Source organism: Ancylobacter polymorphus (assembly GCF_030813495.1).
GTDB lineage: Bacteria > Pseudomonadota > Alphaproteobacteria > Rhizobiales > Xanthobacteraceae > Ancylobacter > Ancylobacter polymorphus.
The window spans coordinates 487,701-513,181 of the sequence record NZ_JAUSUI010000003.1 but is presented as its reverse complement, the minus strand read 5'-3'; the positions used below and the strand labels follow the sequence as shown (position 1 = coordinate 513,181).

The 25,481-nt window shown below is 68.2% G+C and carries 18 protein-coding genes and 1 pseudogene; 11 read left to right on the top strand and 8 right to left on the bottom strand.

All coding sequences use genetic code 11. The features are described from left to right. The 5 genes and pseudogenes from J2S75_RS09680 to J2S75_RS09660 form a co-directional block, all read left to right on the top strand. Positions 1-389: pseudogene (locus tag J2S75_RS09680) on the top strand (hypothetical protein); the annotation flags it as partial. A 231-nt stretch (positions 390-620) separates the two neighbouring features. Then, positions 621-890: a hypothetical protein gene (locus J2S75_RS09675; RefSeq protein ID WP_307019626.1), complete on the top strand. Its 270-nt coding sequence runs from the start codon at positions 621-623 to the stop codon at positions 888-890. Then, complete coding sequence (locus J2S75_RS09670; protein ID WP_307019625.1) at positions 887-1,291, top strand: hypothetical protein; 405 nt, start codon at positions 887-889, stop codon at positions 1,289-1,291. The genes J2S75_RS09675 and J2S75_RS09670 overlap by 4 nt, the downstream gene beginning before the upstream one ends. Further along, positions 1,291-1,563, top strand: a complete 273-nt coding sequence (locus J2S75_RS09665) for a hypothetical protein (protein WP_307019624.1) — start codon at positions 1,291-1,293, stop codon at positions 1,561-1,563. Before J2S75_RS09670 ends, J2S75_RS09665 begins: the two co-directional genes overlap by 1 nt. A 335-nt stretch (positions 1,564-1,898) precedes the next feature. Further along, positions 1,899-2,909, top strand: coding sequence for a tyrosine-type recombinase/integrase (locus J2S75_RS09660; RefSeq protein ID WP_307019623.1), 1,011 nt, complete (start codon positions 1,899-1,901; stop codon positions 2,907-2,909). On the opposite strand, the gene J2S75_RS09655 is transcribed toward J2S75_RS09660, so the two are convergent. The 3 genes from J2S75_RS09655 to J2S75_RS09645 all read right to left on the bottom strand — a co-directional run bounded on the left by J2S75_RS09655 (position 2,798) and on the right by J2S75_RS09645 (position 5,743). Then, a complete protein-coding gene (locus tag J2S75_RS09655; protein ID WP_307019622.1) occupies positions 2,798-4,159 on the bottom strand; it encodes a DNA-packaging protein in 1,362 nt (453 codons plus the stop codon). The genes J2S75_RS09660 and J2S75_RS09655 overlap by 112 nt on opposite strands. Further along, the gene (locus J2S75_RS09650) at positions 4,125-4,769 is read right to left on the bottom strand and encodes a hypothetical protein (protein ID WP_307019621.1); all 645 of its coding nucleotides are present in this window, start codon (positions 4,767-4,769) and stop codon (positions 4,125-4,127) included. The genes J2S75_RS09655 and J2S75_RS09650 overlap by 35 nt, the downstream gene beginning before the upstream one ends. 404 nt (positions 4,770-5,173) lie before the next feature. Beyond that, a complete protein-coding gene (locus J2S75_RS09645; protein ID WP_307019620.1) occupies positions 5,174-5,743 on the bottom strand; it encodes an NADPH-dependent FMN reductase in 570 nt (189 codons plus the stop codon). Between the two features lie 255 nt (positions 5,744-5,998). Between J2S75_RS09645 and dcd the strand changes: the two genes are divergently transcribed. Then, positions 5,999-6,556: a dCTP deaminase gene (gene dcd / locus J2S75_RS09640; protein WP_307019619.1), complete on the top strand. Its 558-nt coding sequence runs from the start codon at positions 5,999-6,001 to the stop codon at positions 6,554-6,556. A gap of 6 nt (positions 6,557-6,562) precedes the next feature. Here dcd and J2S75_RS09635 read toward each other — a convergent pair whose 3' ends face one another. Then, positions 6,563-6,943 carry a DUF6481 family protein gene (locus tag J2S75_RS09635; RefSeq protein ID WP_244377887.1) on the bottom strand — a complete coding sequence of 127 codons (381 nt, stop codon included), beginning with the start codon at positions 6,941-6,943 and terminating at the stop codon, positions 6,563-6,565. Positions 6,944-7,055: 112 nt separating this feature from the next. Between J2S75_RS09635 and J2S75_RS09630 the strand changes: the two genes are divergently transcribed. Beyond that, positions 7,056-7,955 (top strand): DMT family transporter, encoded by a 900-nt coding sequence (locus tag J2S75_RS09630; protein WP_307019618.1) that lies wholly within the window; start codon positions 7,056-7,058, stop codon positions 7,953-7,955. A gap of 24 nt (positions 7,956-7,979) precedes the next feature. Here the strand turns inward: J2S75_RS09630 and J2S75_RS09625 are convergent, their stop codons facing one another. The 3 genes from J2S75_RS09625 to J2S75_RS09615 all read right to left on the bottom strand — a co-directional run bounded on the left by J2S75_RS09625 (position 7,980) and on the right by J2S75_RS09615 (position 18,775). Then, positions 7,980-17,057, bottom strand: coding sequence for an autotransporter-associated beta strand repeat-containing protein (locus J2S75_RS09625; RefSeq protein WP_307019617.1), 9,078 nt, complete (start codon positions 17,055-17,057; stop codon positions 7,980-7,982). A 248-nt stretch (positions 17,058-17,305) separates the two neighbouring features. After that, positions 17,306-17,848 carry a superoxide dismutase family protein gene (locus J2S75_RS09620; RefSeq protein ID WP_307019616.1) on the bottom strand — a complete coding sequence of 181 codons (543 nt, stop codon included), beginning with the start codon at positions 17,846-17,848 and terminating at the stop codon, positions 17,306-17,308. A 165-nt stretch (positions 17,849-18,013) separates the two neighbouring features. Further along, positions 18,014-18,775 carry an FCD domain-containing protein gene (locus J2S75_RS09615; protein WP_307019615.1) on the bottom strand — a complete coding sequence of 254 codons (762 nt, stop codon included), beginning with the start codon at positions 18,773-18,775 and terminating at the stop codon, positions 18,014-18,016. Positions 18,776-18,994: 219 nt separating this feature from the next. Here J2S75_RS09615 and J2S75_RS09610 point away from each other — a divergent pair, with 219 nt between their 5' ends. Beyond that, the gene (locus J2S75_RS09610; RefSeq protein WP_307019614.1) at positions 18,995-20,680 is read left to right on the top strand and encodes an L-lactate permease; all 1,686 of its coding nucleotides are present in this window, start codon (positions 18,995-18,997) and stop codon (positions 20,678-20,680) included. A gap of 66 nt (positions 20,681-20,746) precedes the next feature. Then, positions 20,747-21,883 carry an alpha-hydroxy acid oxidase gene (locus J2S75_RS09605; protein ID WP_307019613.1) on the top strand — a complete coding sequence of 379 codons (1,137 nt, stop codon included), beginning with the start codon at positions 20,747-20,749 and terminating at the stop codon, positions 21,881-21,883. Between the two features lie 26 nt (positions 21,884-21,909). Here the strand turns inward: J2S75_RS09605 and J2S75_RS09600 are convergent, their stop codons facing one another. Further along, complete coding sequence (locus J2S75_RS09600; RefSeq protein WP_307019612.1) at positions 21,910-22,416, bottom strand: YcgN family cysteine cluster protein; 507 nt, start codon at positions 22,414-22,416, stop codon at positions 21,910-21,912. A 170-nt stretch (positions 22,417-22,586) separates the two neighbouring features. Between J2S75_RS09600 and J2S75_RS09595 the strand changes: the two genes are divergently transcribed. Beyond that, positions 22,587-24,815 (top strand): transglycosylase domain-containing protein, encoded by a 2,229-nt coding sequence (locus tag J2S75_RS09595; protein ID WP_307019611.1) that lies wholly within the window; start codon positions 22,587-22,589, stop codon positions 24,813-24,815. 72 nt (positions 24,816-24,887) lie between these two features. Beyond that, entirely contained in the window at positions 24,888-25,478 is a 591-nt protein-coding gene (locus J2S75_RS09590; RefSeq protein ID WP_244377901.1) for a DUF1214 domain-containing protein, read from the top strand. The last annotated feature ends 3 nt before the right edge of the window (positions 25,479-25,481 follow it).

Here is a 25,481-nt window from a genome sequence, read left to right as displayed (position 1 = left end):
TTGGCTTCGGGTGCGACGTCGCCTTTGAAGTCTACCGCGCCATGCTCGCCGCCTCTCCTGCCGCGCCGGGCGCTGAGGTGGAGCCGGTGGCGTGGGAATGGGAGACGTTTACCGGTGGATGCTGGGAACGACAGTCGTCACGGGCCAAGCCAGATCTAGAGCGCTGGATCGAACCGACGCGCAACCTTCGCCCCCTCTACCTCTCCCCACCCACCACCGACGCCATCCGAGCGCAGGCGCGCCGGGAAGCGTTGGAGGCAGCGGCCAGTCTGGTCAAGCAATTTTCGCCCGGCGGCGATCAGTTCGATTGGGGCCGAGACGCCAATTCAATGCGCGAGGCGATATACGACGCCCTTACGGCCCTCGCCGGCAAGGGGGAGGCGGAGTGATGTTTGCACCGCACCCCAACTGGGAAAACTGCGCCTCTGTGCCCGTACACCAAACCGTCGTCTATCTCGGATGGACGCGAGCCGCCGCCATGGCAGATTACATCACCCGCCAAGTTGGGCTTGAGGCAGATACGTCATATACCGTGCCTCACGCCGTCGCAGCGCCTGCCAATCACGTTGCCCCGGCCCGCATTATTGTCTCCCCCGCACCTCCCGCAGGAGGGCGCGACGATGGGGAGTGACGCGGTGCTGTACGGGCAGAAGATCGTCACGAGCCCTTACCTGACCGTCACTGTCGAGGATTGGACTGGCGTCAGGTCCCCTTCGCGGGCGATCAGGCGCCGCCGGCAGGGGCACCGCCAGAACGTCGTTCACCGCATTGTGCCGGACCCGAAGGCATACCTGATCGGCGGCGTCTTCCACATGCACCCTGACATGCTGGCGGAAGTTCAACGGCGCGCCGCCACCCGCGCCGCTCTCCCCCAGGAGGAACAGGAATGACCCTACTCACAGATAAGCAGCGCGAGGAAGTGGCGAGGTCTGTAGCTGTCGCCCTATGGGGTATGCAGGCGGATGTTCATAAAATGGCCGAAGCCGCCCTCACCGCCGCCCTGCCTGCGATAGAGCGTGCGGTGCTGGAGAAGCTGTCGGATCCGGTATTCGTTCGGCTCAACATTCTGAGCGGCGGCATCGCCCGGCCGGATGATCTGGTGTGGCTGCACGACACTGACGGGCCGGTTGCGGCGAAAGTCCGCGAGGTTGGGCGGGCTCTGATGAAAGAGTGCCTAAACGAGGCCGCCGCTGTCGCTTATCAGCAGGACGCAGACCACGGCGCTGCGAATACCGGAGGGGCCGACGAAGTCCTGAATAGGCTCCGCGCTCTTGCCGGGGGGGTGGGGTGATGGTCGAGTCCCCGACGCTGAAACACGCCGGAGCCACATGGTGGCATACCGACGACTACGCGAGCCCGGACCTCTCGAAGGCCAGCCTTGGAGAATTCTTCCTCGTGGCGCTGAGCACGGGCGCGCAAATTGGAGAGGTGTGGCCATTCAATTATCGCTACGCCCGGTCGCTGGTGCAAGTGTCTCTGTTCGCCACCGAAGCGCAGAAAGCGGAGATTGAGTCCAAGACGCGCTATCGCCTGCGCAAGCCGCCAGTGGTGAAGCCATGCTGAACCCCGAGCGCACCGGCCGCCTCTGGGCGATACGCCTAGCCGCCGCCATTGGACTGTCAGCTATTATTGGGCTTGTCGACAGATGCCAGCCTCCTACCTGAGCCGCAAAAGCCTCGCCTCCGAACTCGACATGTCGGAAAGCACGGTAGACGAGATGGTGAGCCGTGGCGTCCTACCGCGCCCTATCCGGCTGTCAAACGGCTGCGTCCGCTGGTGCTGGGAGTCGGTCAAGATGAGCCTTGCATCTCTGGACCCGCAGGGCAACCATGCCGCTCCTATCGATGCCTATACGCAGGGGGCGAGGGATGCCGCGAAATTCGCGCAGGAGAGGCGCCGTGGAGCTTCCTAAGGGCGTTCACCGCGTCGTCTCGCGGGGTAGGGAATATTTCTATTACCAGCCCGGCCGGAACACGCCTAGCGCTGAAAAGCCCGTCGCGCTGGGCAGTGATCCGCACAAGCCCGAATTTTGGGTGAAGCTGCGCGAGGCGCAAGGGCTTCTGACCGGCGGACGCGTCGAGACATTTGCCGACGTGTGCGACGCCTACGAAATCTCGCCGCAGTTCACCAAGCTCGCGAAGGGCACAAAGGAACAGTACCTGCGGGGGCTCGGCATCGCCAAGAAGGCGTGGGGGAAGCTGCCAGCGGATGGTCTAGGCCCGGCAAACGTGCTGGAGCTTATGGACGGGCTGGCGCCCATCCCCGGCACGGCGAACACCGTTCTAGGCGTCCTGCGGGCGATATCGACATGGGGAGTTGCGCGGCGCAAGTTCGCCGCCTCGATCACGGCCGGCGTAAAGCCCTATGACAAGACGGGCGGCCACAAGCCTTGGACCGATGCGCAGCTAGAGGCGGCTGAAAAGAACCTCACGGGCATGGTGCGCCGGGCGTTCTTCCTTGCCCGCTATACCGGGCAGCGCGGCTCTGACGTGGTGCGGCTCGGGCCGACCTTCCTTGATGAAGGTGGCTTCCGTCTGTCGCAGCAAAAGACCGGCGTGGAAATTTGGTGCCCGATAGACGACGCCCTGGCAGCGGAAATGGCCACATGGCCTGTGGCGCCAGGCGCCTACGTTCGCAACGACAAGGGCCGCGCGATGACGCGCAAGGTTCTAGACCGGCATTTTGCCGAGCAGCGCGACGCGATCCCGGAGCTTGCCGGCTGCACGCTACACGGACTGCGCGGCACCCGTGTGGTGGAACTTCGGCGCGCGGGCCTCACCAGCACGCAGATACAGGATCAGGTCGGCATGTCGCTCGCCATGATCGAAAGGTACTGCCGGTTTGCCGACAAGAAGGCCAACGGCAAGGCGTCCGTGATCCATCTCAAGGAACGCAAAAAGAACGCCTGATTGTAAACGCGTTGGAAAACATTTCGTCGCAAACGGCGTGAATGCGTGATAGAGATGAAATCGCACATCTCGTCCTCCAGCGCCGGAAACGGCCCGACATGGCGCACCCGTCCCTGCTCGTAGAGCGCGGCCACCGGCTCGGCGCGCAGCCATTTGCCGCGCGTCGCCCGCACCTCGGCGACCGGCACGGTGGGGTCGATGCCGGCGAGGATGGTCCGCACCATCTCCCCGCCCTGGTTGACCTCCACCACCACCCGGTCGGCCTCCAGCTTCTGGAACAGGCCGATGGCGCGCCCGCCCCAGCCATTGGGCGAGAGGCCCTGCGCGCTGTCATCCGCCAGCACATGCACGACGCCTTCCGCGTCGATCCCCGCCGCGAGAATGCCGCAGGCATCGGCCCGCTTGCCCGAGGAGGCCGGCGGGTCGACCGCCACCACGATACGGGCCAGCGCCGGCGCCGCCTCCAGCCGACCCGCCTCCAGCGCCGCGCGGTTCCACAGCGCGTCCGGCCGGTCCTCGATCAGTTCGCCGCCGAGTTCCTGCCGGCCGAGCCGCGTGCCGGCATAGCGGCCGACCACGGTGTCGAGAAAGCCCGGCGCCAGATGCGCGGCGTTCTCTGCCGTGCCCATGCGCGTCACCGCCGTGCGCGGGTCGGCGAGCAGGGCGCGGATCAGCGCGGTCGGGCGCGGCGTGGTCGTCACCATCTGACGCGGCCGCTCACCGAGGCGCAGGCCGAATTGCAGCATGTCGAAGGCGGCCTGGGCGTAGCGCCATTTCGCCAGCTCGTCGCACCAGGCGGCGTCGAATTGCGGCCCGCGCAGGCTTTCCGGGTCGTCGGCGGAAAAGCCCTGCGCCACCGCCCCGTTCGGCCAGACGAGGCGGCGGCGCGTCGGCTCCCAGCTCGGGCGCTCATGGCGCGGATGGATGGCGAGGAGGCCGGAGACGCCCTCCACCATCACATCGCGCAGATCGGCATGGCTTTCCGCCACCAGAGCGAGCCGCCCGGCCTTCGGCCCGGCACCGCCATGGACGAGGGCGCGCACCCATTCCGCCCCCGCCCGCGTCTTGCCGGCGCCGCGCCCGCCCAGCATCAGCCAGGTGAGCCAGTCGCCGCCGCCCTGCGCACTCTCGGGCGGGCGCTGCGAGGCCCGGCCGATCAGCGGCCAGTGATGGCGCAGCCAGTCGAGGGTCCGGGCGTCGAGCGCTTCCAGCGCCTCAGGCAGCCTCCCCGCTCGCCAGCACGCGCTCAAGCGTGCGGCCAAGCTCGCGTCGGAAGGCGTCGGCGTCGCGGTCGGCGTCATCGTCGCTCCCGTCGGGCTGCTCTCTGTCCAGTGCCGCGAGTTCGCGCAGCGAGCGCACGAGAATGGCCAGCGTGCGCGCGGCGCGTTCGCTGTCGGCCTGGCTCGCCTCCGGCCGCGCCGCGACGGCGAGACCGGCCAGCGCGACCAGCCGCTCCAGCGCGGCGATCTCGCCCTCGATCCGCCGCACCAGCCGGTTGATGAGGTCGCCGCGCGAGGCCGGCGCCGCTTCCGCCGGCGCCGCAGCGCCCGCCGCCACGGCAATGGGAGGCGGCCCGGCGGCCGGCGGGTCGTCGGCAAGCGGGTCTTGTGGGCGCAGGTCTTGCGGGCGCAGGTCTTGCGGGCGCAGGTCTTGCGGGATCACGTCGGCACGCGGCGCGGGCGCGCCGGGAATGCGCGCCATGCGCGGCGTCCAGCCCCAGCGCTGCCGGCGGAGATTGAAGGTGGATTTGGAAATGCCGAGCAGGTCCGCCACCTGCTGCACCGGCACATTCGTGCGTTCATAGAGCCGTCGCGCCTCTTCCAGCGCTTCCGGCGAAACCGACCGCCCGGGAACCGACATGCCACCTCCGCCGATCGAGCACGGAAACGAAAAAGCCGGCCCGAAGGCCGGCTGAAAAGGCGCGCGTCGGAGCTGAAGGGTTCAAAACCCGCCGCCTTCCGACGCAGTTGTGGAGCATGAGCGAAAGCTACCCCGCCAGCGCGACGCTGTCAAGGATTAATTTCCTAGATTAGGAATTATGGGATGCATGACCGTGTCCGGGACCAGCGGCACAGCCTGCCGCGCCGATCGGGCCGCGAGGGAGACTCTTTGGCCGAAATCCAGCCCCACGCCCCCCTCATCCCCGGGCTTGACCCGGGGACCCAGCCTTTCCAACGGCACATGGCGGAACATCTGGGTGGCCGGGTCACGCCGGCCATGAGGAAACGCGGCCATGAGGAAGGCCGCAGGCCGCGCCAGCCTCCTCAGCCCTTGGCGTGGGCCGCCAGAAGGTGGATTTCCTTGATCAGCGCGTCGACGCCGCCGGTGAGGAACTTCACCGTCTTCTCGTCGGTGAAGGCGCCGTCCTTGAGCTTGTCGCCGACATTGGGAATGGCGAGGTGGGGATAGGCCACCACCCGCGCGCCCGCCGCGCTCAGCGATTCGCGCAGCGAGGCCTGGGCACGGATGCCGCCGGTGGAGCCGGGCGAGGAGGTGAGCACCAGCACCGGCTTGCCGAGCAGCGCCCCCTTGGCATAGGGGCGCGAGCCCCAGTCCACCGCGTTCTTCATCGCGCCCGAGGGGCCGTAATTATATTCCGGCGAGGCGAAGATCACCCCGTCCGCCGCCGCGATCGCCGCCCGCAGCGCCGCCGCGCCGGCCGGCTGGGTGGCGCCGTCCTCGTCCTGATTGTAGAGCGGCACGTCGTTCAGCGTCAGCACGGTGAGGTCCGCCGTCGGGGCGAGCGCGGCTTTCAGCGCTTCCAGCACGGCGGTGGAATAGGCGCCGGAGCGCAGGCTGCCGGAAATGCCGAGAAGCTTCGGGCGGTCGGTCATTAGGGGGGAACTCCACAGCAGGGGTTGGATCGGACGCCCAACTTGTGGCGCCGCGCGCTCCCGCTCAAGTGCTTTATTGCGATGCGGTGCAAATCGCCTTCTGCCGCCGCGCAATCGATGGTGAGGCTGGCGGGGAAGCCGCATCAGGCATGGCATTTGCCGGGGGGTGAGGCCATGTTAGCACTCCCGCACTGCGGGAAGCCCGCCCGTCTTACGGGACCTCTTTGTGAGAGCCCCTTTTCGAGAGATTTGCCCGTGATCCTGACCGACCGCGACATTCTCGACGCCATGGCCGAAGGCTCGGTGCTGATCGAGCCGCCGCCGCCGCCGGAATTCTACGCCCCGAACGGCGTCGACCTGCGGCTCGACGCAAGGCTTACCCTCTATCGCAACCCCGCGCCGGGCGAAGACCCGGTGATCGACCCCGCCGGGCCGGGCTACAGCTTCCGCGAGGCGATCACCCGCATGGCGGGCGACATCGACATCGGCACGGAAGGCTTCGTGCTCGATCCCGGCCGGCTGGTGCTGGGCTGGACGCTGGAGCGGGTGGACCTGCGCCCGGGGGCACGGCTGGCGGCGCGGGTGGAGGGCAAGAGCTCGCTCGCCCGCATCGGCCTCATCGTCCACCTCACCGCACCCACCATCCACGCCGGATCGACGGGTCAGATCCAGCTCGAGATCATCAATCTCGGGCCGCGCCCCATCCGCCTGCGGGCGGGGATGAAGGTGTGCCAGCTGATCCTGGAGCAGACGCTGGGTGTGCCCCAGCGCAGCTATGGCGGGCAGTTCGCCGGCCAGCGCGCGGCCGGCTGAACGGCCTCAGCGGCGGCCGACACGCTGCTTGCGGGCGGCGTAGCGCTCGTCGCGGCGGGCCTTGGCGGCGGCGGCGGCAGCGGCGGCTTCCTCGATGGCGGCCGCCTTGGCCGCGATCTCGGCTTCCGCAGCGGCGGCAGCTTCGGCGGCGGCAGCTTCGGCGGCGAGGCGCGCGGCTTCCGCTTCCGCTTCCTTGCGCGCGGCCTTTTCCGCCGCCTTGGCGGCCTGCGCCGCCTGCCGCGCCTCGGCCGCGGCCTTGCGCTCGGCCGCGCGGGCGATCATCGCCGGGTCGTCCGGGCTCGGGCGTTCGGCAAGGCGGGACACCAGCCGGGCGCGGGCCTCGGCGGCATTCTTCTGGCGGTCTTTGAAGGAATCGACTGATTTCATGTCGTTTCCCTTATCTCTTTTTTGCGCCGATTGACAGCCGCCTGCGAGCAACTAGTTTTCGCCCGCGATCCGGCCATGCGAGCCGCCTCGCTTGGCGGGCGGTGTGCGCGTGATGAGTTCCAGAGACCTGGCTTCCTACCTGTTCCTGGCGCTCGTCTGGGGATCGTCCTTCGTGGTCATGGACCACAATATCCACGCCTTCGGCTGGGCCGGCTCCGTGGCGTTCCGCTCCTTCTTCGCGGCCGGCACGCTCTACCTCGCCGCCCGCGCCTCGGGGCGGAAGCTGGATTTCTCCTGCGGCCCGTTTCCGCTGTTCGTGGTCGGCCTCGCCACCGTCGCCCTGCAGCTCGGGCTGATATCCTATGGCCTGCCACGGATCGGCACCGCCATGTCGGCGATCCTCGTCGCCACCATCCCGCTGTTCACCATGCTGATCGCGGCGGCGTGGGGGGTCGAGCAGTTCCGGCTTAGCGGGCTTGTCGGCATCGGGCTCGGCGCGGTGGGAATCGTGCTGCTGGTGGGCTTTCCCGCCCAGCCGGTGACGCCATCCTTCATCATCGGCTGCGCCGCGACGCTCGGCTCCACCCTCTCCGCCGCCTTCGGCAGTGTCTATGCCGGGCGGCGACTGGCCAAGACCGGCTCATGGGAGATCACCATCGGCGCGTTCTTCTTCGGCGGCGTACTCATCCTGCCGCTGATCGCCTTCGTGCCGCTGCCGGGCGTGCCGGGCCTGCTGGATGTCGCCTCGCTGCTCGTCGCCGGCGTGCTGATGAGCGCCATCACCTATGTGATCTTCTACCGGCTGATCGCCTCCATCGGCCCCACCCGCGCCATCAGCGTGGAATTCGGCGTCACCGGTGTCGCCGTGACCATCGGCACGCTGCTGCTCGACGAACCGCTCACCCTGCCGCAGGTCGCCGGCGGCGCGGTGATCGGCATCGGCTGCGCGCTGGTACTCGGCGTCATCCGCCTCGGCCGGGCCGAGGCGGTGGCGGAACATCCCGGCGCCTGAGCGTCGGGCGCATCGCAGCCCCGCTCAGAAGCGTATCTGCAGCGCGCCGCTCACGGCGTTCTGCTGGGCGCTGGTGGCGATCTGCCCGTCATAGCGCAGGCTGAGCCGCGTGTTCGGGTTCAGCTCATAGGCCAGCCCGCCGCCGAAGATGAGAGTATCCGTGGCGATCGGCGCCCCCTCGATGCTGAACGGCGCCGAGCCGGTGGCGAAGCTCATCACCGCCGCCGGCCCGGTGTCGCCGAAGGCATGCTGCCAGCCCAGCGTGAAGCTGGCGGTGACCGGCACGCCGTTCACGTCGATCTCCTGCCCGCCGCGCAGGCCGAGAGTCGAATAGAACGTGTCCATGGCCCCGGCATTCACACTCAGCGCCGAGTTGGAACCGCGCTCGACCGTGTTCCAGCCCTCGACGTGCAGATAGGCGAGGCCGAGGAAGGGCTCCAGATCGACCGGCCCCAGCGGCAGGTCATAGCCGAGTTCGCCGAACAGCTGCGCCGAGCCGGCATTGGCGTCGCTGCTGTTGGACGCCTGATAGCCGGGGAAGGCCACGCTGCGGGAGAACGACATGTCGTGCCAGGCATAGCCGCCGCCGAGCCGCAGAGCCCACGGCCCCTGCTGGGTCGCGCCGTAGAGGCCGAGCTCGTAATTGTCCATGGAGCCGGAGGAGGCACGGCCGGACACGTCGAGCCAGGAGCGGCTGTAGCCGCCATAGGCACCGAGCCGCCAGTCGGCGGCAAAGGCCGCGTCGAAGCCGCCGACAAAGCCGCCGATCGAGTCCGAAACCGCTGCCGCATTGCCGTCGGAGCCGAGGGAGCCCTGCGCGCCGAAACCCTGCATCCACATGACCGTCGCGCCGTCGGCTCCAAGCCGCGCCGTCTGCGGCCCGTCCCCGGCATAGGCCAGCGGCGCGCCGGCGCCCTCGAAAGAGGCCTGCCGCAGCCGCGCGCCCACCGCGTCGCGGGTGAACACGGATTGCTGCTGAATCACCGACGCGGTGGAGGCGTAGATTTCCCCGGAGAGGGCATCGAAGGCGATGAAGGCCTCCGATTTCAGCTGCGAGGCGACCGCGTCGTAGATCTCGTTGCCCGCCCCGAGCGACTCGACGCCATTGGCGGTGGCAACCTGGTTCCACGTGTGCGCCTCGCGCCAGAACGGAATGTCCCGGCGCACGAGGTTCAGGATGACCTCGGTGTCGGTGTAGGACAGCAGGGGGTCGAGGAAGGCGAAATTGGTCGTCACCGTTCCGAAGAGGCCATGCACGCCGCCGCTGCCGGTCAGCACGGTGTAGGTCTTGGCGTTGGCGTAGGTGCCACGCTCGGCGTGCAGTTCCAGTGTGCTGTCGAGGTCGATGCCGACGGCGCCGGTGACGGCGAGCAGATCGCTGCCCCGGTTCGGCGAGATATCCACCCGATAGGTGGCCCCCGCCGCCAGCGTCAACGTGCCATCGATGTGGAGAGTGCCCGGAGAGAAGCCGGGCGAGAGGGTGCCGCCGTCGAGCACATCCACCGAGCCGATCGTGCCGACGCCGCCAAGCACGCCATGTGCGCCAACGCGGAAACTCACCTGCGAGTCGGTTCCGCGCTGCACCAGTACCCGCGCATCGTTGGTCTCGACGACGCCCCTGTAATCCGAGCCGACGAAATCGACCGTGCCGCCTCCCTCCAGGAGGACCCGACCCGTACCGCTGAGCGCGACCGGGAACGTATAGCGCCCCGCAAGATCGTAGATCAGCGTGCCCTTGTTGACGATGGGGCCACTGAGCCAGCCAGCCGTGCCACCCTCGCCGATCTTGAGCGTCCCGCCATCGATGGTGGTGCCGCCGCCCGGCGCGGCGGTGCCGGTCAGAATCAGCGTCCCCGCCCCCTTGACCGTGAGAGTGCCCGTGCCGCCGATGATATTGGCGAAGGTGCCGGTGGACGCCTGGTCGAAGACGAGGGCGCCATTGTTGAGGATGTTGCCCTCAAGCGAAGCGGTATTGCCCACCACCGTCCCGCCGAGGATGGCCAGCGCGCCATAGCTGTTGTCGCCGGTCAGGGTCAGGCGCCCCGCGCCGGTCTTGGCCAGCACGCCCGGTCCCGAAACGGTGCCGGAAAGGGTGAGGAAGCGGTCGGCGCCCACGTCGACCGACGCACCCGCGCTGCTCACGACCACATGGCGTGCGGAAGAGAAACTGTGCAGCACCTGAAGAGTGGCACCATCCAGCGACAGCGCGGTGCCCGCCTTGCCAAGGCTCTCATCCGCGTGCACCGCCAGGGTCGCGCCGGAGACGGAGGTACCGCCGGCATAGGTGTTGATCCCGGCGAGTTCCAGCGCTCCACCACCGGCGACGTAGAGCGCGCCATTGCCCCCGACCGTACCGGTGAGCGTCAGCGTGACGCCCGTGCCGACGCTAAACCCGCCGCTGGCGTTGAGCGTGACCGCGCGCGCGCTCGTGAAGGAGGCGGTCGGCGCCAGAATGCCGCCGCTTAGCGTCAGCGAACCGGTAGCCGCGCCGAGATTGCCATCGGAGGCCACCTGCAAGCTGGCGCCGGCCCCGATGGTCGTGCCACCGGCATAGCTATTGGCGCCGGCGAGGGTGAGCGTGCCTGCACCGATTTGCGTCACCGCGCCGCTGCCGGAGATGACGCCGGCAAAGCTCACGGCGTCGCTGCGGTTAAAGACAAGCGTGCCGTCATTGGCGACATTGCCGCTGATCGCGCCCGAGGTGCCGCCATTGCCGAGCACCAGCGTGCCGGCGGTGATGCGCGTGCCGCCGGTGTAACTGCCGGCGCCGGTCAGCACCAGCGCACCCGTACCCGCCTGCACGAGTTCTCCGGTTCCGGAAACGGCACCGGCATAGAGGATGTTGTCGGAACGGTTGAAAGCGAGCGTGCCGGCGGTCGCGACATTGCCGGAGAGCGTCCCCGAGGTTCCGCCGTCGCCGATCTGCAGCGTGCCGGCGGCCACCACCGTGTTGCCGGCAAAGCTGTTGCTGCCCGTCAGCACCAGTGTGCCAAGGCCGGTCTTGGCGAAGCTCCCCACGCCGCTGATCGCACCTGACAAGGTGAACACCGCGGCATTGGCGACGCTGATCGTGCCGCCGCCGATCAATGTCACCGTGCGCGCGCTGGAGAAGCCGAGATCGGCGGAGAGCGTGCCGCCACCGAAGATGAGCCCGCCCGTCGACGCGCCGAGTGCGGCGTCGGCGGTCACATGCAGCGTGCTGCCGGGACCGATGCCGGTTCCGCCGGAATAGCTGTTGCTGCCGGTCAGGAACAGGTCGCCGGCGCCGATCTGCACGACGGTACCGCTGCCGGAAATCGTGTTTGCGACCACCGTCTGATCGGACCGCGCAAAGGCGAGGATGCCGTTATTGACGATGGGGCCGGCCACCTGCCCCGTGGTCCCGCCATTGCCGATCTGCACCACGCCCTGCTCGATCCGCAGGCCCCCGAGGCTATCGATGTCGCCGGTGACGATTAGCGCGCCGGTGCCGGCCTGCACCACGGTGCCCTGGCCGGAAACGTGATTGCCGAACGTGAAGTCCGTGCTGCGGTTGAGAACCAGCGTCGCGTCATTGACGATGGCGCCGCCGACCGAGCCCGTGGTGCCGCCATTGCCCAGTTGCAGCACGCCAGCGCGGATGGTCGTCGTGCCCGTGAAGCCGTTGTCGGCGGCGAGGATCAGCGTGCCGTCGCCCTGCTTCGTCAGTCCGCCGGTGCCGGTGACCATCGAGGTCAGCGCCAGCGTGGTGCCGGTGGCCACCTGCAGCGTGCCGCCGCCGACCACAAGGAGGCTGCGCGCGGTGGTGAAGCTGCCCGTGGTCGAGAGCGTGCCCCCCTCCAGCGTGACCGCCCCGGCGACCTGGCCGAGATTGGCATCGGCGCTCACCTGCACCGTGCCGGCCGAGATCAGCGTGCCGCCGGCATAGCTGTTGGTGCCGGTGAGAATGAGCGTGCCGCTGCCGATCTGCGTGACCCCGCCCGCACCGCTGATCGTGCCGGCGAAGGTGATGACGTCCGAGCGATGGAAGGCGAGCAACCCGTTATTGACGACATTGCCGGCGATGCTGCCCGAGGTGCCGCCATTGCCGATGATGAGCCCGCCACCGGAAAGAGTGGTGCCACCGGAATAGCTGTTGGCGCCGGTGAGGACCAGCGTGCCCAGACCCTGCATCACCACACCACCGCTTCCGCTGATGCTTCCGGAAAACACGGTGCTGGCGGCGCTGTAGTTCAGTTGCAGCGTGTAGCTCTGCAGGTCGACCGTACCGCTGCCCGCGAGCGAGCCGATGCCCTCATTGGCGCCCAGCTGCAGCGTGCCGGCCGCCTCGATGCGCACGGCGGATGCGTTGGAAATCGCAGCGCCACCCTGCACTTGCAGCGTGCCCTCGGCGATCACCGTGTCCCCGGCATAGGTATTGGTGCCGCTCAGCACCAGCGTGCCGAGCCCCTCCTTGCGCAGGCCGCCCGTGCCGCTGACGGTGCCGGACAGGCCGAGCGTTTCACCCGCCCCCGGCTTCAGGCTGCCGAAGCCCTCCAGCACCATCGCGCCGGTCAGGGTAAAGGACCCCGTGGTTTCCAGCCCGCCGCTGGAGAGGGTCAGAACATTGCCGGCATCGCCGAGCGCCGACGCGCTGGCGACGCTGAGGAAGCCGCCGGAAATCTTGGTGCCGCCGACATAGCTGTTGGCGCCGGAGAGGATGAGCGTGCCGGTGCCGACCTTCTCGATGCCGCCCGTGCCGGTGATGGGCGCGCTGATCGTCGCGGTGACATCATGCCCCTCCACCCACAGCACGCCGCCGCCATTCACATGCAGGCTCGACGTCGGCTCCGTGCCATCGGCCTGCAGAACATAGCCGTCGGTGACGAATTCCAGCTTCTGGAAGGTCTGTTCGCCACGCACGGTGACGGTGCCGGCGGTGCCGGTGAAGATGCCGGTCTCTCCACCCCACGGAATGGTCTGGCCGGAGGAAGCGAGATACCAGGTGTCCCCGGTCGACGACCAGGTGCCGGAGCCGCCGAAACTGGTTCCACCGTCCGTGGTCCAGAGCTGCAGCGGGCTGGTATCACGCAGCAGCAGGTTCACATGGCCGGGATTGCCGGTCTCGATGGTGCCGGTATAGGAGGCGGAATCGACAAGGCCCGAGAGATCGACCGAAGCGAAGCTGCCGCTATTGCTGCCGGTATAGGTGAAGACGCGGTAGATGCCGGCGCCATGCACCGCCTCGCCGGAAACGCTCAGCGTGCCGCCAAGCGCGAGATCGCCGCTCACCTCGGCCACGCCGGTATTGCCGCCAGCGCCCAGAACCAGCGCCACATCGGCCGTATTGGCAAGGGTGAGCGAGCCGGTGACGAGGGCGGTGTGCTGCGGGTTGGGCTGGCCCGTCACGCCGCCGGAAAGCGTGCCGCCGGCCAGCACGGAGACCGTGCCGGCAATGGTGCCGAAGCCCTGCAGCGTGCCGCTATCCGCGACGCTGACCGAGGAGGTGGCCAGAGTGGCGCCGTAAAGCGCCAGCGTGCCGCTGACCACCGACGTGCTGCCGGTAAAGCTGCTGGCGCCCGACAGTGCCAGTTCGCCGTCGCCGATCTTCGTCAGGTTGCCGCTGCCGCCGATGACGCCTTGCAGCGTCAACACGCTGCCGGTGGCGACATCGACCGTGCCGTTGCCGGCCCCCAGCGTCACATTCCGCGCGGAGGTGAAGCTGCCCGTGATCGCCAGCGTGCCACCATCGAGTGTCACCCCGCCGATGGCCGCGCCGAGATTGCTGTCGGCCGACACCGCCAGCGTGCCGGCGGACACAAGCGTGCCGCCGGTGTAGCTGTTGGCGCCGCCCAGAACGAGCACGCCGTCGCCGGACTTGGTCAGCTGCGAGATCGAACTCTCGCTGATGGCGCCCATCAAGGTCAGCGTCTGGCCGGCCGCGACGGCGATGCCGCCGGCGCCGGCGAGCACGACCTCGCGCACGCTGCTGAAGGAGCCGCTGACGGCCAGTGTGCCGTTCGCAAGGCTGATACCGCCGCTCCCCGCGCCGAGATTGCCATCGCTGCCGACCGACACCGTTGAGCCATTGCTGATCGCGGTGCCGCCGGCATAGGCGTTGGCGCCGGTCAGCGTCACCGTGCCGCCGCCCGCGGCGCTCACGCCGCCCGTGCCGGAGATCGCCCCGCCGAAGCTCTGCGACGTGCTGGAATTGAAGGCGAGCGTGCCATTAGTGACCACATCGCCGGCCACCGAGCCCACAAGAACCCCGCTGCCGAGGTTCAGCGTGCCCGCCGTGATGGTGGTGCCGCCGGTGTATGTATTGGCGGAGGTGAAGGTGACCGGCGCGTTGCCGGCATTGACTGTCACCCCGCCCGTGCCGGAGATCACCTCCGACATCAGCAGGTCCTGCTCCGGCTTCAGAACCAGCGTGCCGTTATTCTCGATGGGCGCGGCCTGGAAGCTGGTGGCGGAGGCGCCGTCGCCGATCTGCAGCGTCCCGGCGGCAATGGTCAGGGCGGAGAGGTTGTAGCTGCCGGTGAGAACCGTCGTGCCCGCGCCCTGCTTGACGAGGCTGCCATTGCTGATCGAGCCGCCAAATTGGGTATTGGCGCCGTTACCGCCGAAGCTGAGCGTGTTGCCCGCGAGCAAGACCACGCCGCTGCCGGCAAGTCCGCCGACGGTCTCGCTGGCCTGCAGCTGCACTTGCGCGCCGCTGGCCACCGTCACCGCGGTCTGATCGCTGAGCGCGGCGCCGCCGGCCAGAACCAGCGTCCCGCCGCTGATCAGGGTCGGCCCGGTGAAGCTGTTGCTGCCCGAGAGCGTCAGCGTGCCAGTTCCGGCCTGCACCAGGCTGCCGCCGTTCCCGGTGATGCTGCCGGAGAAGGTGAAATCGTTCGCCGCCGCGACCGTGAAGGTGGAACTGCCGAGGGAAAGGCTGCCGTCGCCGGTAAGGCCGGCAACGGTCTGGTTCGAACTGAGCTGCAGGGTGGAGCCCGCGCCGCCGGAGAAGGTGACGACGGTGCTCGAACCGAGCACCGACTGGGAATCGAGCACCAGCGTGCCCCCGGCGATGGTCAGCGCGCTCACATCGGCATCGACCCCTTGCAAGGTGAAGGTGCCCGAGCCGGTCTTGGTGAGGCCGCCCGTGCCGGAGAAATTCCCGGAGAAGCTGGACGAGGCGTTGTTGGCGCCGACGGTAAGCGTATTGGTGCCGATAATGACGGCGCCGGCACCGGCGAGGCTGCCGGTCGCGATGGAGGTGTTGAGTTGGAGAGTCGCGCCCTCCTCTACCGTCACCGTGCCGTTTGAGCCAAGCGCCGTCGCGGAACCGGCGATCAGCGTGCCGGCGGCGATCGTCACCGGGCCGGTGAAGCTGTTGGCGCCGCTCAACAGCACCGCGCCCCCCCCGGTAAGGGTGAGACCACCGCTGCTGCTGCCATCGCTGACGTTGCCGCTGATCGTCCCGCTCAATCCCTCAGGGGAGAAAATGGTCACATTGCCCGCGAGGGTGACAGCTCCCGTGAGATTTGTTGCCGGCCCATCCCCGTCAAAGGCGAATTGGAGGGTGGTGCCATCGGCGAGGCTCAGCGTGCCCGGCACCCCGCCCAACGGGAAGGCGCCGCCGACAGCGAGCGTGCCCTGCTCGACCGTTGTCGTCCCGGTGTACTGGTTGTTGGCGCCGAGGGTGAGCATGCCGCCGCCGGTGACGATCAGATTACCGGGGCCCGCAATCTCCCCGCCGAGGATGAGCACCGTGCCGTTTTCGACGTCGAAGGTAGCGCCCGGGCCGCTGCCGCCGCTCAACTCGATCGGCAGGGTGATCGCCATGCTGGCCGTCGTCGTCAGCTGGCCGGAATTGCTGATGGTCAGCGCGCCATCGCCGCCGAGCGACAGCGGGTCGGCGATCGACAGGGCGCCGTCCTGGATGTCCCAGCTGACCAAGCTTTCTGGCTCGTTGAGCAGCGTCCAGGAGGCCCCATCGATGACGGTGTAGAAGGAGAAATTGGTGATCGCAGAGCCGATCGCGCTGACGTCGAAGATTCCCGGCGAGGAGCCGCCAAGCGCCAGCGCGCCGCCACCCTGGGCGTAAATACCGCCGCTCTGATTGTAGGTCGAGGTGAGAACGAGCCAGTTGCCCTGCCCGGTGATGTAGACCGCCAGCGCCTGACCGGAAGGATTGCCGCCCTGCGTGCCGCCGGTGGCGCTGCCGGCGAGTGTGACGACGTTGTTATCGCCGGAAATGAGGATACCGGCCCCGCCGGACCCGCCGGTACCGGACAGCGAGATGCCACCATCACCGCCGGTGACTTGCGCCGTCGGCTCAATGATCACATTGGCGGCCGTGCCGGCGACTTCGAGACCGCTGCCGCCGATGCCCCCGAAGCTCGGGAGATATCCATGGCCGCCAATGCCGCCGTCGCCGCCCTTGGCTTCACCCAGAATGCTGGCGCCGCCGCCGGAGCCATAGAGGTAAAGGCCGGTGCCGCCATCGCCGCCATTTCCGGCGCCCCCCTGGAACGGATAGAAAAAGCCGTCATTTTCCCAAATGATGGAAGCGCCGCTGCCACCGTCGCCGCCATCGCCGCCCAGCATCGCGTTCGGCAGGCTCAGCGTCGTCCCCGTGCCTTGAATCTCGATGACAGCGCCATAACCGCCAGCACCCGGCCCGCCGCCACCGCCGACAATACCCTCGATGTCTTTGGCGTTGAACTCGCCGCCCTCGCCGCCGTCGCCCCCCTGGCCGCCGATGGCGTCCCCGCTCGGCGCCTCGGTACCGACATAGCCGTGCGCCCCCCCGCCGCCGCCGCCGCCGCTGCCGCCGAGATCGCCGTCGCCGCCATCGGTCCCCGGCATGGACGGTAGGAACCCGCCGATCCCGGCATCGCCATTGATGGCAACGAATTCCGGCGAATTGCCCGCCGCCCCGAAGCCGCCGGTCACACCGCCACCGCCGCCACCGCCGCCGCCCCCGGGCGGCACTTCGAGATAGGGCGTGCCGTTGCCGCCAGGACCCGTGGGGTTGGTCGCGCCATTCATGGATTGACCGAGCGCCGGCGAGGCGACGAGAAGTGCAGCGGAAGCAAGAAGAGCGGCGCGCCGCGACGCCTGCGAATGCGGGAAGCGCATAGGCCGAAAACTCATGGAAACTCGCCCGCCGGGTCAGATGAAGTCGCGCCCTCCCGGACACGGCACGCACGCTGTCGCGCTCCGGCAGAACATCCTGCGACGGGCCGCGCCTCCCGACATTCGGAACGCAACTTCGTCGCAGTTTAGACACACCATAGACACGTGCGGAAACCGTTCAACACGGACATACCACTCGACGGCATCTTGTTCTCGGGCGTGACCGGCCCGCCACGCTCCTCGCGACGACCGCCCGCGAAACCACGTCAGGGGCGCTCGATCACCCCGCAGGCGATGCGGTCGCCGGCCTTGCCGCCGGGCTGGCTCGTATAGTCGTCCGGGCCGGAATGGATCATGAGCGCCGAGCCGTCCGAATCCAACAGCGAGCCCGGGCCGGGCTCCAGCGTCACGAAGGTGTTGAGCACCTGCACGCTCAGCACACCATTCGGGCCGACGAACTGATTCGGCATGTCGCCGGCATGCGGCCCGTCGGGGTCGAGAAGACCGTGGCGCTTGCCGTGCGGATTGTAGTGCCCGCCAGCGGATTCGAAGCCGTCGGCCGGGTCGCAGCGCCCGATCTCGTGAATGTGGAAGCCGTGCGGGCCGGGCGGTATGCCCTGAAGCTCCACCGAGATCAGCACGCCATGCGGCGTCTGCCGCAGCGTGGCGTTGCCGAGTTGCTCACCTTTGGGATCGATGAGGCTGGCGGAGGCGGTGTTCTCGGGGGCGACATCCGAGCCCGCCGTCTGGGCGAGAGCCGGGCTTGCGGCGGCGCAGAACGCGGCAAAAGCGAGGGTCGAGCGGCGCATAAGCGTCTCCTGTAGCGGGGTTGCGGGGCGCGCCGGCGAGGTATGCCGCTCTGTGGCGCATTGCGCCGGCGAACCGACGACGGAATGCCCGCGCCGTCGCCCCGTGTCGGAGACTAACGTTACGCCAACACGGCCGTTCCGCCCTTCCCGCGCTTTCCCCCGCGCTCAGCCCGACAGAAGCGTCGAGCGATTGAGCCGGCGTACCGCGAGGTCGACCCGCGCCGCGTCCCGCCGGGTGCGGGCGACGGCATCGCCGGTGAAGGTGAGATGGTGGTGGATCGCCTTCTCCGCCGCGTCCGGGTCGGCGGCCACCACCGCCTCGCCGATCGCCTTGTGCTGGACGAGCAGCGCCTCGCGGAAGGTGGCCTCGGCGAACAGGCTCGTGCGGTTGAAGAAAATGTCCCGGCGCAGCATCTCCGAGAAGGCGCGCATGACGTGCAGGATGACGAGATTGTGCGAGGCGGCATAGATCAGCCGGTGCAGCACGATATCCGCCTCCGCCTCGCGGTCGGGATCGCCGGCTGCGTGCGCGGCCTGCATTTCGGCAAGGCACTCGCGGATCGCCTGCCGCTCGGGCGCGGTGGCACGCACCGCCGCCAGCCCGGCCGCCATGCGCTCCACCGCCGTGCGGTATTCAAAGTAATCCGCCGTCACCTGCTCGTTGGATTGCAGCAACCCTGCCAGAGGATCGGTCAGGCCGGAAAGAAACTCGGTCACGCGGGTGCCCTCGCGGCTGGTCGCCAGCAGGCCGCGCTGTTCCAGCAGGGCAAGAGCGTCGCGCAAGGAGGGACGGGAGACTTCCAGCCGCTCGGCGAGGTCGCGCTCGCTGGCCAGCTTCTCGCCGGGGCGCAGCACGCCTTCGAGGATCAGCCGCTCGATATGCTCGGCGATCGCCTCCGCCAGCTTCGGTGTGTGCAGGCGCTCCACGCGTGCGTCTCCCTCATGTCGCCGACGATCTTTCGGCTTGACCTTCGGTAAATGCCACGAAAGTCGAATCGTTGTCCAATTGACTTGCTCGGTAAATAAAACTTACCAAACAACACTTCATGATAATCTCCTTACCAAAGGAGGGCGGCGCGGCAAAGACCGGGCCCAATGCGGAAAAAGCGGACCCAACCGCACACTTCCCTCCCCGGAGAAACGCCCGTGACCTGGAATCAAGTCTACGACCCGTTCGGCAGCATGGCGCTGTCGACGCTGTTCGCCGCTGTGCCCATCGTCGTCATGCTCGTCGGCCTCGGCTTCCTGCATATGAAGGCGCATGTCGCTGCCTTTGCCGGGCTGGTTGCCGCCTTCGTCATTGCCGTCTTCTTCTTCGGCATGCCCGCCGAAAAGGCGGGCCTCGCCGCCGGTTACGGCGCGGCCTATGGCCTGATGCCGATCGGCTGGATCGTGCTCAACATCATCTTCCTGCACCAGCTGACCGAAGCCAACGGCTCCTTCACCACGCTGCAGCACTCCATTGCCGGCATCACCGGCGACCGTCGCCTCCAGCTGCTGCTTATCGCCTTCTCCTTCGGTGCGTTCTTCGAGGGCGCGGCAGGCTTCGGCACGCCGGTGGCGGTGACGGCGGCGCTGCTGATCGGCCTCGGCTTCTCGCCGCTCGCCGCCTCCGGCCTCTCGCTCATCGCCAACACCGCGCCGGTCGCCTATGGCGCGCTGGGCACGCCGGTCATCGCGCTGGCGGCGGTAACGGGGCTCGACCTGCTCGACCTCTCGGCGATGATCGGTCGCCAGCTCCCCTTCTTCTCGCTCATTGTGCCGTTCTGGCTGATCTGGGCGTTCGCGGGCTGGCGCGGGATGCTGGAAATCTGGCCGGCGATCCTGGTCTGCGGCATCACCTTCGCCGTGCCGCAGTTCCTGGTCTCGAACTTCCATGGGCCGTGGCTGGTGGACGTGGTCGCCGCCATCGTCTCCATGGTCAGCCTGGTGCTGTTTCTGCGCGTCTGGCGACCGAAGACGATCTGGACCTCGACCGCGCTGAAGGGCCGGCAGGGCAATGACGGCTCGGAAGATGTGGCGGCCAAGGCCAAGATCGACCCGTCCCTCAACCAGCGCCCCTCGACCGGCGATCTCGTGAAAGCGTGGCTGCCCTGGGCCATCCTCACCGTGTTCGTCTTCGCCTGGGGCGTCCCGCAAATGAAGGGCTGGCTCGACGGATTCTTCATCCAGAAAATTCCGTTCGAGGGCCTGCACAACCTCGTCTTCAAGGTCCCGCCGGTGGTGGCGACCGCGCATCCCGAAGCGGCGGTGTTCACCTTCAATATCCTGTCGATGACCGGCTCGGGCATCTTCGTGTCGGCGGTGATCGCCGGGCTGCTGATGGGCTTCTCGCCGCTGGGGCTGGCGCGCATCTATGGCCGCACGCTGTGGAAGGTGCGCTTCTCGCTCGCCACCATCGCCATCATGCTGGCGCTGGGCTTCCTCACCCGCTACTCCGGCCTCGACGCCACGCTCGGCCTCGCCTTCGCCACGACAGGGCCGTTCTACCCGCTGTTCGGCACGCTGCTCGGCTGGCTGGGCGTCGCGCTGACAGGGTCGGACACCGCCTCGAACGTGCTGTTCGGCGGCCTGCAGAAGATCACCTCCGAGCAGCTCGGCCTGTCGCCGACCCTGATGGCGGCGGCGAATTCCTCGGGCGGCGTCATGGGCAAGATGATCGACGCGCAGTCCATCGTCGTCGCCTCCACCGCCACCGGCTGGGTGAACAAGGAAGGCGTGATCCTGCGCTACGTGTTCTTCCATTCCATCGCGCTGGCGGTGCTGGTGGGCATGCTGGTGACGTTGCAGGCCTATGTCTGGCCGTTCAGCAACCTCGTCATTCACCATTGACGCCGGCGGGGGGAGGCGTATCAGCCTCCCCTCACATCATGACCTAAGGGCAGAAGGAGCACGCGCATGGCGACCGTGACCAACATCCAGGATCTGCGCGCCATCGCGATGCGCAAGGTGCCCCGCGCCATCTTTCACTATGCCGACCGCGGCTCCTATGACGAGACGACGCTGCGCGCCAACAAGGCGGACCTCGCCGCCATCCCGCTGCGGCAGCGGGTGATGATCGACGTGTCCGATCGCTCCACCGCCACCACCATGATCGGCGAGAAGGTGGCGCTGCCGCTCGCCATCGCGCCCACCGGCCTTACCGGCCTGTTTCATGGCGACGGCGAAATCCATGGGTGCCGCGCGGCGCAGGCGGCGGGCATTCCCTTCACCCTTTCCACCATGTCGATCTGCTCGATCGAAGATGTAGCGGGCGCGGTCGACAAGCCGTTCTGGTTCCAGCTCTATGTGATGCGGGACCGCAAATTCTCGGAATCGCTGATCGAGCGCGCCAAGGCGGCCAAGTGCTCGGCGCTGGTGCTGACCCTCGATCTGCAGATTCAGGGCCAGCGCCACATGGACATCAAGAACGGACTCGCCGTTCCCCCGAAACTGACGCTGGCCAATGCGCTCGACATCGCCACCAAGCCGCGTTGGATCGCCAGCGTGCTGATGGGCAAGCGCCATTCCTTCGGCAATCTCGCCGTGCGGCAGGAGAGCGACAGCCTCTCCACCCTCTCGCAGTGGATCGCCGGTCAGTTCGACCCCTCCCTGTCGTGGAAGGATGTGGAATGGGTGCGCTCCATCTGGCCGGGCAAGCTCATCCTCAAGGGCGTGCTCGATGTCGAGGACGCCAGGATCGCCGCCGCCACCGGCGCCGATGCCATCGTGGTGTCGAACCATGGCGGGCGCCAGCTCGACGGCGCCGTCTCCTCGATCAAGGCGCTGCCGAAGATCGTCGACGCCATTGGCGGGGGAAAAAGCGAAATCTGGTTCGACGGCGGCGTGCAGTCCGGCCAGGACATACTGAAAGCCCGCGCGCTGGGCGCACAGGGCTGCATGATGGGCAAGGCCTTCCTGTGGTCGCTCGCGGCCGGCGGCCAGGCTGGCGTCGCCAAGGCGATCGAAATCATGCGCAAGGAGCTCGACGTGTCCATGGCGCTCACCGGCGTCAAGGACATCGAGCAGGTGGACCGGAGCGTGCTCGCTCTGTGAGGGAGGCGGGCGCCTTGCCGGGCGCCCTAGCCCTTCGCCTTGCGCCGCACGGCGCCGCGCGGCAGGCGCAGCGGCCAGCGCACCATGTGGTCGACATAGTCTTCCAGCGGCAATTCGTCCTCCAGCGCCGCCACCTTGCCGCGCACGGAAACGCCGGCCGCATGCACCGTCTCGCGGTCGCCGGAGACGAGATGGTGCCACCAGTAAAGATCGCGCCCCTCCTCCACCAGCCGATAGCCGCAGGAGGGCGGCAGCCAGTCGAGCGCGCGCACCGTCTCCGGCGTCAGCCGCACGCAGTCGGGCACATGCTGCTGCCGCTCCGGATAATTGCGGCAGCGGCAGTTGAAGTCGTCGAGCAACTGGCAGCCAATATCGGTATAGGCGATCGCCTCGGTATCCTCGTCCTGCAGCTTGACGAGGCAGCAGCGGCCGCAGCCGTCGCACAGGCTTTCCCACTCCTCGGCGGTCAGTTCCTCAAGGGTCTTGCGGCGCCAGAACGGGGCCGCCGCGAGGGTGGTCGGATCGTCGTGCATCGGTCGGAAAAGTCCCGCAGCCTCGGGCGCCGGCACACTTCACGAACCGGCAATCACTCCTTAGATATCCTCGCGGCCGCGCCGTGGCGAGCCTTGATGCTGCCCTCGTCGCGCGGCATGGGCTCGGTTATAAGAGCAGGCGGGGCTCGCAAGTCCCCTGGAGCATGGGCTTGAACGACACGCCGTCCGACCATCCCCCGCAGGAGAGGCCGAGGGAATCCGCCCCCGGCCAGCGCCCGCCCTCGGCGTTCCGCCGGCGCCTGCGCAATGCGCTGCTGGCGATCGATTCCTGGATCGATTCGTCGATCTATTCCGGCGGCGTGAACCTGCGCTCTGGCTGGGACAGCTTCGTCGCCTTCACCGAACGCTTCAACGTGCAGGGCCCCGCCCGCTACGCCATCTCGCTCGGCTCCGAGGCGATGACCTGGGGCGCGGTGGGCGCGGTGCTGATGCTGGCGCTGGCGGTGCCGGCCTTCCAGGAAACCTCCGACGACTGGCTCAAGCGCGCCGAGCTGTCCGTCACCTTCCTCGACCGCTACGGCAACACGATCGGCGAGCGCGGCATCCGCCACAACGACACGGTGCCGCTGGAAGAATTCCCGGACCACCTCATCAAGGCGGTGCTCGCCACCGAGGACCGGCGCTTCTACGAGCATTTCGGCATCGACATTCCCGGCACCTTCCGCGCCGTGCTGTCGAATGCGCGCGCCGGCGGCGTGGTGCAGGGCGGCTCCTCGCTGACCCAGCAGCTGGCCAAGAACCTGTTCCTGTCGAACGAGCGCACGCTCGAGCGCAAGATCAAGGAAGCCTTTCTGGCGCTGTGGCTGGAATTCCACCTCACCAAGAACCAGATCCTCAAGCTCTATCTCGACCGCGCCTATATGGGCGGCGGCGCCTTCGGCGTGGACGCGGCGGCGCAGTATTATTTCGGCAAATCGGCGCGCGACGTGAACTTGGCCGAGGCGGCGATGCTCGCCGGCCTGTTCAAGGCGCCGTCGAAATTCGCCCCCCACATCAATCTGCCGGCGGCGCGCGGGCGCGCCAGCGTGGTGCTCGACAATCTCGTCGATGCCGGCTTCATGACCGAGGGCCAGGTGTTCGGCGCCCGCCGCAACCCGGCGACGCCCGTCGACCGCAAGCAGGACGACCTGCCGGAATATTACCTCGACTACGCCTTCGATCAGGTGAAGCAGATCGTCGAGACGCTGCCCAAGACCTATGCCGAACGCTCCTTCATCGTGCGCACCGCGCTCGATCCCAACATCCAGAAGGCGGCCGACACCGCCATCCGCGACAGCCTGCGCCAGTTCGGCAAGGATTATGGCGCCAAGCAGTCGGCCATGGTGGTGATGGAGCCGAACGGGGCGGTGCGGGCGATGGTCGGCGGGCGGGACTATGGCGAAAGCCAGTTCAACCGCGCCACCGACGCGCTGCGCCAGCCTGGCTCGTCCTTCAAGCCCTTCGTCTACACGGCGGCGCTGATGACGGGGAAGTACAAGCCCAGCACCATCGTCGTCGACGGGCCGATCTGCATCGGCAATTGGTGCCCGCAGAATTACGGCCGTTCCTATGCCGGCTCCATTACCCTCATCAATGCCCTCACCCGCTCGCTGAACACGGTGGCGGTGAAGCTGGCCGAGAATATCGGCCGCGGCCGAATCGTCGATCTCGCCCATTCCATGGGCCTCAAGACCGAGCTCAAGGTCACGCGGGCCCTGCCGCTCGGCGCCGCCGAGGTGACGGTGGTGGACATGGCGACCGCCTATTCCGTCTTCGCCAATGGCGGCTACTCCGTCGACGCCCATGCCGTGGTCGAGATGCGCACGCCCAATGGTGATCCGGTCTGGAGCTTCGCCCAGAACGGCCCCGCGCCGAAGGAACTGATCCCGCCGGACATCATCGCCATGATCAACCCGATGCTGAACAGCGTGGTGGAGAACGGCACCGGCCGGCGCGCCATGATTCCCGGCACCAAGGTCTCGGGCAAGACCGGCACCACCAACGCCTATCGCGACGCCTGGTTCGTCGGTTTCACCGGCAATTATGTCGGCGCCATCTGGTTCGGCAATGACGACTATCAGTCCACTCGCAAGATGACCGGCGGCTCCCTCCCGGCCATGACCTGGCAAAAGGTGATGGCCTTCGCCCATCAGGGTATCGAGCTGAAGCCGACGCCCGGCCTCGGCAACCAGCCGGCGCCGGTGCTCGATGGCGCCGCCGCACAGGCCTCCGCGCTGCAGATCGACGGCGTGCAGCGGCCAGTGACACTGTCGCCGGCCTCGGCGGCGCGGCTGATGGACCTCTCGGCCCGCCTCGGCGAGGCGGCGGCCGCGCCCCCGCGCCGGCCGACGGCGGGCGTCGCCCCGCCAGCCGGCACCAGCCTCGTGGGAAGCAACTGACCCGTCGCGATTGACCTTCCCGCCGCAAGCGCCCATCCATGGGCGCCCCGCTCCACCGGAGAGCTTCCGCCTGTGCGCTCCCTGCTGTTCCTCCTGATCCTGGCCATCGGCGCCGTCGTCGGGCTCGGCCTGACCTGGGTCACCACGGTCAATGGCTATGGGCCGGGGCTGGTGCGCTCGGGTCCCTGGGAGACCTGGCCGCGCGCCGGCACCGAGACCGCTGATCCCTATGCCCGCGCCGCCCTCGCCCGCGCCGGCGAGTTGCCGCTGGAACTGGCGGACGGCATCGCCTTCGTCGCCGCCACCGATTCCGCCGGCCGCGCGCTCGACGGGCGCTGCGACATCCGCATCTCGGGCAGTCTGCCGCAGGCGCGGTTCTGGACTCTCACGCTCACCGACGCGCAGGGCCGGCTGATCGACAATGCCGCCGAGCGCAGCGGCTTCACCAGCGCGGAGGTGGTGTGGAACCGCGACGGCACGCTCGATGTGGTGCTGGGGCCACGGGCGCGGGCCGGCAACTGGCTGCCCACCGGCGCCCGCGACCGCGTCACGCTCGCCTTCCGCCTGTACGACACCGCGGTCGGCCTCGCCAACCGCACCAGCGACGCTCCGGAAATGCCCCGCATCGTCACCGAGCACTGCCCCTGGGAGCGCAGCTCATGAGCC

What these genes read in the sequence shown, in the direction of transcription:
- J2S75_RS09645 (WP_307019620.1), bottom strand. Translation starts at nt 5,743, where the DNA reads ATGACCGACCGCCCGAAGCTTCTCGGCATTTCCGGCAGCCTGCGCTCC.
- J2S75_RS09625 (WP_307019617.1), bottom strand. Translation starts at nt 17,057, where the DNA reads ATGAGTTTTCGGCCTATGCGCTTCCCGCATTCGCAGGCGTCGCGGCGC.
- J2S75_RS09600 (WP_307019612.1), bottom strand. Translation starts at nt 22,416, where the DNA reads ATGCACGACGATCCGACCACCCTCGCGGCGGCCCCGTTCTGGCGCCGC.
- J2S75_RS09670 (WP_307019625.1), top strand. Translation starts at nt 887, where the DNA reads ATGACCCTACTCACAGATAAGCAGCGCGAGGAAGTGGCGAGGTCTGTA.
- J2S75_RS09630 (WP_307019618.1), top strand. Translation starts at nt 7,056, where the DNA reads ATGAGTTCCAGAGACCTGGCTTCCTACCTGTTCCTGGCGCTCGTCTGG.
- J2S75_RS09665 (WP_307019624.1), top strand. Translation starts at nt 1,291, where the DNA reads ATGGTCGAGTCCCCGACGCTGAAACACGCCGGAGCCACATGGTGGCAT.
- J2S75_RS09635 (WP_244377887.1), bottom strand. Translation starts at nt 6,943, where the DNA reads ATGAAATCAGTCGATTCCTTCAAAGACCGCCAGAAGAATGCCGCCGAG.
- J2S75_RS09605 (WP_307019613.1), top strand. Translation starts at nt 20,747, where the DNA reads ATGGCGACCGTGACCAACATCCAGGATCTGCGCGCCATCGCGATGCGC.
- J2S75_RS09650 (WP_307019621.1), bottom strand. Translation starts at nt 4,769, where the DNA reads ATGTCGGTTCCCGGGCGGTCGGTTTCGCCGGAAGCGCTGGAAGAGGCG.
- J2S75_RS09675 (WP_307019626.1), top strand. Translation starts at nt 621, where the DNA reads ATGGGGAGTGACGCGGTGCTGTACGGGCAGAAGATCGTCACGAGCCCT.
- J2S75_RS09620 (WP_307019616.1), bottom strand. Translation starts at nt 17,848, where the DNA reads ATGCGCCGCTCGACCCTCGCTTTTGCCGCGTTCTGCGCCGCCGCAAGC.